Genomic DNA, 11,802 nt, shown 5'->3' with positions numbered 1-11,802 from the left:
GACCCCTGCTAGGCCCGGACCGCGAGGATGCGGTCGATGAGCGCCATCGTGGCCACGTTGTCGTGGGCCGAGCTGGTCGGGGCGGTGCCGGCGGCGATGCACGCGACGAAGGCCTCGAGTTCCCCCACGAATCCGCGCAGGTGGAGGTCGCGCCCGGCGCCCGACATGGCGCTCTCGGCCGGGGTGAACGTGGTGGTCGACTCGGTGAGCGTCTTCCAGGACGGGGCGGATGTCGCATCCGGGGCCGGCGCCAGGTGCACCGAGAGGGCTGCCGACTCGGACGTGGTGGCATAGCCGAGGTCGCCCGTCACCACGAGGCTCTCGGTCTCGCTCGAGCGGCTCGGCAGGCCGGTGAGGTCGAGGGTTCCCGCCGCGCCCGACTCGAAGCCGAGCAGGATCGAGAGGGCGACGTGCGAGCCGTGACCGGTGCTGAGCGCCGAGACGGTCACGACCTCGCCGAAGAGGAACCGCACGAGGTCGACCATGTGGATGGCGGCGAGCTTCACGAACTGCTCGTCATCGGCGCAGAACGGCGTGCTGTCGCAGCCGAAGCGCAGGGAGGACGAGCGGATCGTGCCGAGGTCGCCCGACTCGATGAGCTCCCGCAGCCGCAGGTACACCGGGGCGTACCGCTTCATGAACCCCACCATCACGTCGCGGCCCGCTGCATCCGCCGCATCGGCCACGGCTGCCGCCTCCTGGGCGTTCCAGCCGAGCGGCTTGTCGACGAACACGTGCTTGCCCGCCGCGAGGGCGTCCAGGGTGAGCTGAAGCTGGTCACCGGGCTGGGCGACCACGATCACGCCGTCGAGCGAGTCGTCGGCGAGCAACTCGGCCGCCGAGCCGTAGGGGATGCCGCCGGCCTGACCGAAGCGGGTCAGCGCCTCGCGCGAGCGCGCCCTGTCGCGGGTGGCCAGCGCGGCAAGAGGGATTCCCGCCAGCTGCAGCGCCGGCGCGATGTTCGTGCTCGTGTGGAACCCGGCCCCGATCATTCCGAGCCGCACGCCAGCCGCCTTTCTCGTCGTCAGCGACATGTCACTGCGCCGCCAATGAAATCCGGGGGCCGTACTCGACGACCCAGGGTGAGCGCGCCGCCGCGTAAGCGACGGCACGCGAACATGTCGCGTCTCGCCGGGCAGGGACCGGCAAGACCCGGTTGGGCCGCGCGCAGCACGGCCTAACCGGCAATGGACAACAGCACGTGGCCCGACGAGACCGTGGAACCCACGACCGCCGCGATGTTCGCGACGGTGCCGTCTTTATGGGCAGTGATGGGCTGCTCCATCTTCATGGCCTCGAGCACGAGCACGAGGTCGCCCTTCACCACCTGGTCGCCGTCGGCCACCGCGATCTTCACGACCGTGGCCTGCATCGGGGCCTTGACCGAGTCGCCGGTGGCGCTCGAGACACCGGCGGCCGCGCCGCGGCGCTTCGGGGCGACGCCCGAGGTGCGGCCACCGGATGCGGCCGAGGAGCGGGCTCCGGCGGCCACGAGCTTCGCCGGCAGAGCGACCTCCACGCGCTTGCCGTCGACCTCCACGATCACGGTGCGTCGTTCGGCCTCGGGAGCGGCGTCTTCGAGCGATCCGCTCCACGGCTCGGCCGGGTTGACGTAGTCGGTCTCGATCCAGCGGGTGTAGACCCGGAACGGCTCACCGTCGGCGGGCGCGAACGCCTCGTTGCGCACCACGTCGCGGTGGAAGGGCAGAACGGTCGGCAGCCCGGCCACCTCGAACTCGTCGAGGGCACGGCGGGCGCGCTCCAGAGCGTCTTCGCGGGTGGCACCGGTGACGATGAGCTTGGCGAGCAGGGAATCGAACGAACCGGAGATCACGTCGCCCGACTGCACGCCGGAGTCGACGCGCACGCCGGGGCCGCCCGCGGGCTTGAACACGTGCACCGGCCCGGGAGAGGGCAGGAAGCCGCGGCCCGGGTCTTCGCCGTTGATGCGGAACTCGAAGGAGTGGCCGTGCGGCACGGGGTCGGCGTAGTCGAGCACGCCGCCTTCGGCGAGCCGGAACTGCTCGCGGACGAGGTCGATACCGGTGACCTCCTCGGAGACCGGATGCTCCACCTGCAGTCGCGTGTTCACCTCGAGGAACGAGACGGTGCCGTCTTTGCCGATCAGGAACTCGCAGGTGCCGGCGCCGACGTAGCCGACCTCCTTGAGGATGGCCTTCGAGGCGGAGTAGAGGAGGTCGTTCTGCTCCTTCGAGAGGTACGGCGCGGGTGCCTCCTCCACGAGCTTCTGGTGCCGGCGCTGCAGCGAGCAGTCGCGGGTGGAGACCACGACGACGTTCCCGTAGGCATCGGCGAGGCACTGGGTCTCGACGTGGCGGGGCTGGTCGAGGTACTTCTCCACGAAGCACTCGCCGCGGCCGAAGGCCGCGATGGCCTCACGGGTGGCCGAATCGAAGAGCTCGGGCACCTCTTCGACGGTGCGGGCGACCTTCAGGCCGCGCCCGCCGCCGCCGAACGCCGCCTTGATGGCGACGGGCAGGCCGTGGATGGCCACGAAGTCGAGCACCTCGTCGGCGCCCGAGACGGGGTCGATTGTGCCGGGGGCGAGCGGGGCGCCGACCTTCTCTGCCACGTGCCGGGCGGAGACCTTGTCGCCGAGCTTCTCGATGGCATCCGGTGACGGGCCGATCCAGGTGAGGCCGGCGTCGATCACGGCGCGCGCGAAGTCGGCGTTCTCGGCGAGGAAGCCGTAGCCCGGGTGCACGGCGTCGGCGCCGGAGCGGCGGGCCACGGAGAGGATCTTCTCGATCACGAGGTAGGTCTCGGCGCTGGTGCTGCCGTCGAGCGCGTAGGCCTCGTCGGCCAGCTGCACGTGCAGCGCATCCCGGTCTTGGTCGGCGTAGACGGCCACGGAGGCGATGCCGCTGTCGCGGGCCGCCCGGATGACTCGTACGGCGATTTCGCCTCTGTTGGCAATGAGCACCTTGGTGATTCGCGGCATAATCCCCTAGCTTACGGGCGGCGCGCATCCCCGATTTGGCATGTAGTCACAAAAATGCCGGCTTCGGCGCTCAGGGTCTCTACAACAGCGGCCCTCGGGCCCGGCACCCTGTGTCGGCCGCCCGACGAGCTCTCGACTTGCCACAAGTTGTGGCACCTCGCGTGCCCAGGCAACATCTTGCGGCAGGTCGGTGAGCCTGACTCGTGTCGGCCCAGAGCGGGTTGCCACAACTTGTGGCAACCCGGAGTCGGTTGCCACAACTTGTGGCAACCCGATGCGGCGTCAGGGGCGGGATGCGTCCGCCGGGCCCCAGAGCGACGTCCACGAGACCCCGAAGCCGTCGAGCAGCTCGCGCAGCACCGGCAGCGACATGCCGATCACGGCCGACGGCGCCCCGGTGATGGTGCGGATGAACGGTGCCGCGAGCCCGTCGATCGTGAAGGCGCCCGCCACGAGCAGCGGCTCTCCGGATGCCACGTACGCGTCGATCTCGTCGTCGGTGATGTCGTCGGCGAAGGTGAGTTCGGCGTGATCGGTGCGGCCCGAAGCGCCCCGCCGCATCCCGCCGCGATGATCGATCAGCCAGTGGCCGGAGTGCAGCACCCCGGTGAGACCGCGCTGTGCCCGCCACCGTTCGCGCGCGACCTCGGGCAGGTGCGGCTTGCCGTAGGCCACGCCGTCGAGCTCGAAGGCGGAGTCGCCGCCGAGGATGAAGCCGTCGACGGGCCCTGCGGCGTCCTGGGCGGCGAGAGCATCGTCGAGCGCGCCCGTGCCGAGCGCCGTGCACACCGCCTCCGCCTTCGCCTCGGCGAGCAGCTGAACCATGTCGTCGGCGGTGAGCGGGCCGATCCCGGCCGCAGCCCGCGCAGCGACCGCCCTCTCGACGGCCGCGTCTTCATCCACCTCCGACGGCAGCACCACCGGCTCGATTCCGATCTGCCGGAGCAGCGCGAGGCGTGCGGGCGATGTCGAAGCGAGATAGAGGCGCACGGATCCACCTTTGCACGGGGAGCTATGGGATGCTCGGATGATGACTGACGACCCGAACGCACTCGTCGAGCTCGACATCGACACCGTAGCCCACGGCGGAGTGGCGGTGGCGCGGCTCGACGGCCGTGTGGTGTTCGTGACCGATGCCATTCCCGGCGAGACGGTGGCGGCACGCCTCGTCTCCGACCCCGAGAAGGAGGCCGCCGCCTCGTATTGGCGGGCCGACACGGTGGAGGTGCTGCGGGCATCCGCCGACCGGGTGCCGCACGTGTGGTCGGCCGCCTCGATCGAGCGCGACCCCGACCTGCGCGCCGGCGGCGCGGAGTTCGGCCACATCGCCCTGCCCCGCCAGCGCGCGCTCAAGGGCGAGGTGCTGACGGATGCGCTGCGCCGCATGGGTGGGATCGATCGCGTCGTCGAGGTGCAGGCGATCGGCGACCCCGCAGAGGGCGGCACCGAGGATGCGGCCGGCACCGCCGACGGGCTCCGCTGGCGCACCCGGATGCGGCTGCACGTCGGCCCCGACGGCCGCGTCGGCCCCTACGCCTCGCGATCCCACACCGTGGTGCCGATCGACGACCTCCCGCTCGCGACGGCCGCGATCGAGGAGGCGGCCGCTCTCGGCCGCCGCGTCGACGACGCGGTCGCGGTCGAGTTCGTGGAGACCTCCTCGGGCGAGGTGCGTGTGAGCCGGATCGCCGAAGAGCTCTCGAAGACGGGAGGGCGCCGCGGCCGGGGCGCCGCGCGGAAGGGTCCTCGAGGGCAGAGAGGAGCCGGAGCCGGAGCCGGAGCCGGCAGCGCCTCCGCCGCCCCGGCCCGCGAGAAGCCCGCCACCATCGTCGAGCGCGTGGGCGACCGCGAGTTCCGGCTCGCCGAGAACGGCTTCTGGCAGGTGCATCGCGACGCCGCGCGCACGCTGAGCGACGCCGTTCGGCAGCTCACCCGCGACGACCTCTTCGACCCGCGGGCGGCCAACCACGACCTCTACGGGGGTGTCGGCCTGCTCGCGGCGGCTCTCGGCGACCGCTTCGGCCCCGCCACCCGCGTCACGAGCGTGGAGAGCGACCCCACGGCCACCGACTTCGCGGCCGAGAACCTCGCCGAGTGGATGGGCGCCCGCGCCGTCACGGCGCGGGTCGACCGCTACCTCGCCGACCTCGAGAAGCAGGCCTCCACCGAGGAACGGCACCGGCTCTCCGCGGCCACCATGGTGATCGACCCGCCGCGCTCGGGCGCCGGCAAGGCGGTGGTGGGTTCGCTCACCCGCCTCGGCGTGGCCCAGGTCGTGTACGTCGCGTGCGATCCTGTGGCGTTCGCGCGGGATGTCGCCCTCTTCCGTGGGCAGGGCTACGAGCTCGACGCGGTGCGCGCCTACGACCTCTTCCCGCACACCCACCACGTGGAGACCGTCGGCGTGCTCGTGCGATCCTGAGCGCTGCGGCGCCGCAATTCGACGGCCGTAGGATGAATCGAGCGGTGGCGAGGGGTGAACGACGTGCACGACGACAACGATGATCCGGCGCGCGGGGCGAGCGGCGCATCCGCTGCGGCCGACGATGCCGCGACGTCGGCGACGGCTGCGACCGGGCCCACCGGGCAGGCGACGGTGCGCGTCGCGATCGTCGACGACCACGAGTCGGTGCGACTCGGCATCCGTGCCGCCTGTCAGGACGCCGGATTCGAGGTGGTGGCCACCAGTGCGTCGGTGAGCGAGCTGTGGGTCGCCCTCGCGGGCTCCGGCTGCGACGTCGTGGTGCTCGACCTCAGTCTCGGCGACGGCTTCACCGTCACCGAGAACGTGCAGCACGCCCTCTCCATCGGTGCGGCCGTGCTGGTGCACAGCATCGCCGATCGGGTGGGCCTCGTGCGCGAGGCGCTCGCCGCCGGCGCGGCGGGCGTCATCCCCAAGTCGGCCGCGACGAGCGCGGTGGTGGCCGCGATCGCCGCCGTGGCGCGCGGCGACGTGCTGAACAACCTCGAGTGGGCGAGCGCCATCGACGCCGACCGCGAGTTCGGCAAGGCGCAGCTCGCCCAGCGCGAACGCGATGTGCTGCACCTCTACGCGTCGGGCCTGCCTCTCTCGCAGGTGGCCTTGAAGCTCGGCATCAAGACCTCCACGGCCAAGGAGTACCTCGACCGCATCCGCGCGAAGTACGTCGAGGTGGGGCGGCCTGCGCGGTCGAAGGTGGAGCTGCTGCGACGCGCCGTCGAAGACGGCATCCTCGCCTTCGACGAGACCGGGAATGTCGACTAGCCAGGGGGTGGCCAGCCCGCCGCCGGCGGTGCTCAGCCGGGCGCGGATCGACCTCACGCTCGCCCGGCTCGAGGGCCTGTTCGGCTTCGTCTTCGCCCTGCTCTCCATCCCCACCCTGCAGGCCTCCGCCGACACCCTGAAGCCCGAGTGGGCCTGGGGGGTGTCGATCGCGCTGTTCGGCTCGATCGCTCTGGCTCTCGTCTGCTCGCTGATCGAGCGGGGCATCCGCGCGTCCATGGCCACGATCGCGATCGTGTTCGCCGTGCTGCTCGTGCTCTGGCCCCTGGCGGTGAAGAGCCCGGATGCGGCGCTCGGCCAGAAGCCCTGGCTCTGGTACATCGTGATCGTGGCCATCGCCGCCGCCGGACTCTCGTTCCCCACGGTCGGGGCGGCCATCTACACGGTGGCCGTGCCCGCCGTGTTCGCGGTGCTGCGCGTGCTGCCAGCGGGCGGCGGGGCGCCGTGGCTGCTGGCGGTGCTCGATGCGATCTACGCCCTGGTGCTCGGGTCGTTCGTGGTGATCGTCATCACCGCGCTCCGCACCGCAGCCTCGCGCGTCGACGAGGCGCAGGCCACCGCCGCACGCCGCTACGCCGAGGCGGCCACCGAGCACGCGGCCGAGACGGAGCGCACCCGGGTCGACACGGTCATCCACGATCGAGTCCTCTCCACCCTGCTCGCGGCCGCCCGCTCCTCGAGCGCCGACGATCGCGCCCGAGTCGTGCAGATGGCCGAGCGTGCACTCGTGGCCCTGCAGAGCGCCGACGTCGAGACGGATGCGGCGGTCGAACGGCCCCTCTCGGTGCTCGCCGACCGGGCCAGAGCGCTGGCCGAGACCTTGGCGGCCGACATCCGTTTCGTCGCCGAGGGCGACCTCGCCACGCTCGTGCCCGGACGGGTGATCGAGGGCGTCTACTCCGCCACCGTGCAGGCCGTGGTGAACAGCGTGCAGCACGCCGGCGACGGGGCCGAGCGATCGATCGGGGTGACGAGCTGGGGCGAGGCCGGCTTCAGCGTGGTCATCGCCGATTCCGGCGCGGGCTTCGCGGTCGACGACGTGCCGGCCGACCGGCTCGGGCTGCGCATCTCGATCCGTGAGCGCGTCGACTCGGTGGGTGGGGTGGCCGAGATCACCTCCGAGCCCGGGCATGGTACCTCGGTCGTCATCGAGTGGACGCCCGGCGAGGGTGCGGGGGGCTTCGCGTGATCTCCGTCCCCCGGGTGCTGCTCGTCGGCCTCGCCGCCATCTTCTCGGCCTTCCACGTGGTGCTCGGCCTCTACGCGATCGAGCTGCCCGACTCGGTGGGCCCCGTGCTCGTGGCCATGGCGCTCTACGGCGCGGCCACCGCGCTGAGCCTCACCCCCTCGAGCGAGGTGCGGATGCCCATCGGCCTCGCCGCCACGAATCTCGGTGTCACGGCGATGAGCCTCGTGCTCGTGTTCACCCAGCTCGACCCCCAGGACGAGAACGGCTACGCCACGTGGATCATCGGCGCCATCGGAACCCTGATGACCATCACCGTCGTGCGCCAGCGGCCGTGGTTCGCCTGGGCCGGAATCGGCTTGATGCTCGTCGCCGTGCTCGTCTGGTCGCGCGACCCGCTCGAACTACCGGCTCTCGGCGCCATCGGCGGCCCCGTCTGGGTGGGAGTGGCGCAGGCCACCACCCTGGCGATCGTGCGGTCGTCGCGGGATGCGCGGCTCTTCGTTCAGGCCGAGCAGCGCGCCGCGGAATGGCAGGCCCAGGAGGAGGCGGAGTTCTACGAACGCCGGGTGCGGCTGGCGCAGATGAACAGACAGGTGGCGCCGATGCTCCGGCAGATCGTCACGAGCGACGGCCGGCTCGACGAGGCCGCCCGGGCCGAGTGCCTGTACCTCGAGGCGGCGATGCGCGACGAGATCCGCGGCCGGAGGCTGCTCGACGACCGGGTGCGACGGGAGGTGCTCGCGGCGCGGCGGCGCGGAGTGGAGATCACCTTGCTCGACGACGGTGGCATCGACGACCTCGACCGCGACCAGCACGCGCGGGTCACGGCCGTGATCGCCCAGCAGATCGGGGAGACGACGGCCGACCGCGTGGTGGTGCGCACGGCGCAGCACGATGCCGATGTGGCGGTGACCATCGTGGGGCTGAGGGACCCGGCATCCGACTCGGTCGACGACGCGGAAGCCGACGACAGGGAGGCTCAGCTCGAACTGTGGCTGGAGGTTCCCCGCAGCACGATGCCGGAGTGACCGAGGCCTCGAGGGGGACGCTTTCGAGGAGGAGGCTTTCGAGTCAGGGCGATAACCCGAATATCGCCCTGACTCGCCCCCGGAATGCGAGCCCGCTTACCCTAGTCGACCCGCATCCGGCGGTGTGTTTCACGAGGAGACACACCTAGCAATAACGATCTTGGCGGCTCGTGCGCAAGGGCACAGTAGGCATTTAGGTGGACATTTTCGCGAGCGCTCTCAGGATGCTCACACAGTTCGTTCAGGCCGAATCGCCCGGTGCCCCCACTCAGGCGGAGAAGGAGCGCCAGGCGCCTGCGCCCGGCTGCAGCGGAGTGCGCAGCGATCGCTGGCTCCGCTCCCAGGCGGACGGCTCGATGTGCACCTCGGAGTGCAGCTCGTCGAGCTCGGCCTCGACCGCGGCGTCGACCACGACGGAGACGGCGGCGATCTCCTCCGCCGACAGGCCTCGGGTCACCACGCGGATGGCGGGTTCGGATGCGGCGCTGTCAGTCGATTCGTTCACATCGACGAGAATACAGTGGAAGCCACACGCATCAGGGGGAACAGGATGAGGAAAGCGCTCGTATTCGCCGGAAGGTACTTCCGTACGGTGCCCCTGAGCATCGGCTTCGCCGTGGTCATCCTCGCCACCTCGCTGACGGTGGGCACCTTCTTCGGCCCTCCCTCGGAGACCACCCAGCACGCCTGGGCCGCCGGTGTCACCACGGTGATCGACATGGGGCACTGGTGGACGATCGTGACGGCGCTGTTCATCCCGTGGGACCCGTTCCAGCTGGTGTGGGGCATCCTGGGCTCCCTGGTGCTGCTCGGAGTCGCCGAGCGCCTGATGGGGTGGCGGCGGCTCGTGCCCGTGTTCTTCGTCACCGGCCTCGTCGGTGTGGGTCTCGGCGTGCTCGTGCAGTGGGTGGGTTCACTCGCCGGCGAGTGGTGGGCCGACGGCACGAGCTACGACCTCACGATGGATCCGCTCACCCCGATCGTGGGATCGCTGCTCACCGCGAGTGCCTTCATGGGGCCGCTGTGGCGACGCCGGGTTCGCCTGGTGACCTTCGGCTTCCTCATCATGTTCGCGCTCTACGACGGTGACACCTCCACCGTCTACCGGCTCATCGCCGGGCTGTCGGGGCTCGTGATCGGCCACTTCCTCGCGGGCCGGCGCTCCCGCTTCGTCTGGCTGAAGAGCTCGTTCCAGGAGGCGCGCGTGCTCATCGCCACCATCGTGCTCATCACGGCCATCGGGCCTCTGGTCTCGCTCGTCAACCCCGACAACAGCGGCGCGTTCGGGCTGGCGGGCAGCCTCTACGGCGACATCTTCCCGAGTGCGTCCGACATCGCCGACCTGTGTGCCGGCAGCACGTCCACCCTGTGCGGCGACATGCAGAAGCTCTCCGAGCTCGGCGGTTTCGGTCCTGTCGTGCTCACCTTCGCCCCTCTCGCCCTCCTGCTGGTCGCGGTCTGGGGCCTCCGCCGCGGCCGCTGGTTCGCGCTCTGGCTCGGCATCATCACCAACCTCGCGCAGATCCTGCTGGCCTTCGTGTTCTTCGGCCTCGTGTTCTCGTTCGCCACGCTCTCGGACGCCGGCGAGGCAGACCTGCAGGCCATCGACATCGGCGAGTACATCGTCTGGGGCGGATCCACGGTGCTGGTGCCGCTCGCCGTCGCCATCCTGCTGTTCGTCAACCGGCGGCGGTTCTCCATCCGCGCCCCGCGGGAGGCGGTCGTGCGGTTCTGGGTCGTGGTGGCCGGCACGTTCGTGGTGCTCTCGTTCCTCTACGTCGTGGTCTCGTCGTTCGTGCTCGACACCTTCACGCCCGCGGGTACCACCGTGGTCGACCTGGTGCTGGATCTGCCGCGTCGTTTCCTTCCGGTGACGCTGGTGGGGGTCACGGGCGACGTGCTGATCCCGGCGCCGGGGATCGCCTCGTTCCTCTTCCAATGGATCGGCCCGGTGTTCTGGGCGGTGTTCACCGTGGCGGCGTTCCAGCGCATCTCGGCGATCGATCAGACCGTGGCCGTGGGAGACCACCAGCGCATCCGCGCTCTGCTCCGTCGCGGCGGCGGAGGCACGCTCGGCTGGATGGACACCTGGCCCGGCAACGTCTACTGGTTCAGCGAGAACGGCGATGCGGGCGTGGCCTACCGGGTGATCAACGGAGTGGCGATCACGATGTCCGACCCCGTGTGCCTCCCGGGGCGCGAGGCGGAGACGGTGCGTGCCTTCGCCGCGTTCTGCGACGCCCGCAGCTGGGTGCCCGTGTTCTACAGCGTGCACGAGCAGTTCCTGCCGGTGTTCGACGAGATGGGCTGGCAGTACATGTCGGTGGGCGAGGAGACGCTCATGCACCCTCAGTCGCTCGAGATGGCGGGCAAGGCGTGGCAGAACGTGCGGTCGTCGCTCAACAAGGGCGTGCGGGAGGGCATGACCACCCGCTGGACCACCTACGACGAGCTGTCCCGCACGATGATCGCGCAGATCAACGCCATCTCCGAGGCCTGGGTCTCGGAGAAGGAACTGCCCGAGATGGGCTTCACCCTCGGCGCGCTCGAGGAGATCAAAGACCCGGATGTCGCGCTCATGCTCGCCATCGATGCCGAAGGGCGTATCGCGGCGGTCACCAGCTGGCTGCCGATGTACCGCGACGGCGTGGCTGTCGGCTACACGCTCGACTTCATGCGCCGGGCGGATGGCTCGATGCCCGGGGTCATGGAGTACCTGATCGCGTCGTCGGCACTGCACATGAAGGATCTCGGCGTCGAGGTGCTCTCGCTCTCGGGTGCGCCGCTCGCCACGGCGCCGGTGCCGAAGGGGGAGGAGCCGCCCGCTCCCACAGTGATGACGGAGCTCGCCGACTTTCTCGCGCGCACGCTGGAGCCGGCGTACGGCTTCTCGTCGCTGTTCAAGTTCAAGGCGAAGTTCAACCCGACCTACTCCACGATCTACATGGCGTATCCCGACCCGCTCGGCCTCCCGGCGATCGGCACGGCCATCGGCAAGGCCTACCTCCCATCGATGTCGGCCCGCGAGACCCTGGCGCTCGTGCGCACCTTGGCCCCGCGGCGCTAGCGGGGCGGTGCCCGGCCGGGAGGGGGTCTGCTATTTGCGGGTGCCGGCCGGGAGAGCCGGGGCGCCGTTGGTGTGGCGCGAATGCTGAGGCTGGATGGGGTCGTGCTGTGCTGGCTGCCGCAGGCGGCTGTGCCGCGTGCGCGGCGCAGCCGTCTGCGGGTCGCGCCGGTCCCTGCCCGGCGCGACGCGACATGTTCGCGTGCCTCCCTCTGAAACCGAGCGAGCGCAGCTCGCTCGGCGCTGGCGTCGCAGCGACGATCCACCGGATCGTCGCCCCCAGCTCCAGCGCGCGGC

The 11,802-nt window shown here is 70.8% G+C and carries 9 protein-coding genes; 5 read left to right on the top strand and 4 right to left on the bottom strand.

The features are described from left to right. Positions 1-8 precede the first annotated feature (8 nt). The 3 genes from EPO52_RS00695 to EPO52_RS00685 all read right to left on the bottom strand — a co-directional run bounded on the left by EPO52_RS00695 (position 9) and on the right by EPO52_RS00685 (position 3,952). Positions 9-1,004 (bottom strand): Gfo/Idh/MocA family oxidoreductase, encoded by a 996-nt coding sequence (locus EPO52_RS00695; RefSeq protein WP_290800594.1) that lies wholly within the window; start codon positions 1,002-1,004, stop codon positions 9-11. Positions 1,005-1,177: 173 nt separating this feature from the next. Beyond that, entirely contained in the window at positions 1,178-2,962 is a 1,785-nt protein-coding gene (locus tag EPO52_RS00690; RefSeq protein WP_290800591.1) for a biotin carboxylase N-terminal domain-containing protein, read from the bottom strand. Positions 2,963-3,244: 282 nt separating this feature from the next. After that, entirely contained in the window at positions 3,245-3,952 is a 708-nt protein-coding gene (locus tag EPO52_RS00685; protein ID WP_290800589.1) for a Maf family protein, read from the bottom strand. 40 nt (positions 3,953-3,992) lie between these two features. On the opposite strand from EPO52_RS00685, the gene EPO52_RS00680 reads away from it, so the two are divergent. The 4 genes from EPO52_RS00680 (at position 3,993) to EPO52_RS00665 (ending at position 8,441) form a co-directional block, all read left to right on the top strand. Then, positions 3,993-5,384 carry a class I SAM-dependent RNA methyltransferase gene (locus EPO52_RS00680; protein WP_290800772.1) on the top strand — a complete coding sequence of 464 codons (1,392 nt, stop codon included), beginning with the start codon at positions 3,993-3,995 and terminating at the stop codon, positions 5,382-5,384. Positions 5,385-5,558: 174 nt separating this feature from the next. Next, positions 5,559-6,206, top strand: coding sequence for a response regulator transcription factor (locus tag EPO52_RS00675; protein ID WP_290800770.1), 648 nt, complete (start codon positions 5,559-5,561; stop codon positions 6,204-6,206). Further along, entirely contained in the window at positions 6,196-7,413 is a 1,218-nt protein-coding gene (locus EPO52_RS00670; RefSeq protein WP_290800587.1) for an ATP-binding protein, read from the top strand. The genes EPO52_RS00675 and EPO52_RS00670 overlap by 11 nt, the downstream gene beginning before the upstream one ends. Continuing rightward, positions 7,410-8,441, top strand: coding sequence for a hypothetical protein (locus EPO52_RS00665; protein ID WP_290800584.1), 1,032 nt, complete (start codon positions 7,410-7,412; stop codon positions 8,439-8,441). The genes EPO52_RS00670 and EPO52_RS00665 overlap by 4 nt, the downstream gene beginning before the upstream one ends. Positions 8,442-8,709: 268 nt before the next feature. Here the strand turns inward: EPO52_RS00665 and EPO52_RS00660 are convergent, their stop codons facing one another. Further along, positions 8,710-8,946 carry an acyl-CoA carboxylase epsilon subunit gene (locus EPO52_RS00660; protein ID WP_290800581.1) on the bottom strand — a complete coding sequence of 79 codons (237 nt, stop codon included), beginning with the start codon at positions 8,944-8,946 and terminating at the stop codon, positions 8,710-8,712. A 45-nt stretch (positions 8,947-8,991) separates the two neighbouring features. Here EPO52_RS00660 and EPO52_RS00655 point away from each other — a divergent pair, with 45 nt between their 5' ends. Beyond that, complete coding sequence (locus tag EPO52_RS00655) at positions 8,992-11,508, top strand: phosphatidylglycerol lysyltransferase domain-containing protein (RefSeq protein WP_290800577.1); 2,517 nt, start codon at positions 8,992-8,994, stop codon at positions 11,506-11,508. Positions 11,509-11,802 lie beyond the last annotated feature (294 nt).

The sequence above is a fragment of the Herbiconiux sp. genome (assembly GCF_004297105.1).
GTDB lineage: Bacteria > Actinomycetota > Actinomycetes > Actinomycetales > Microbacteriaceae > Herbiconiux.
Note: the sequence above shows the minus strand (reverse complement) of the source record. Positions and strands in the feature narration are given on the sequence as shown.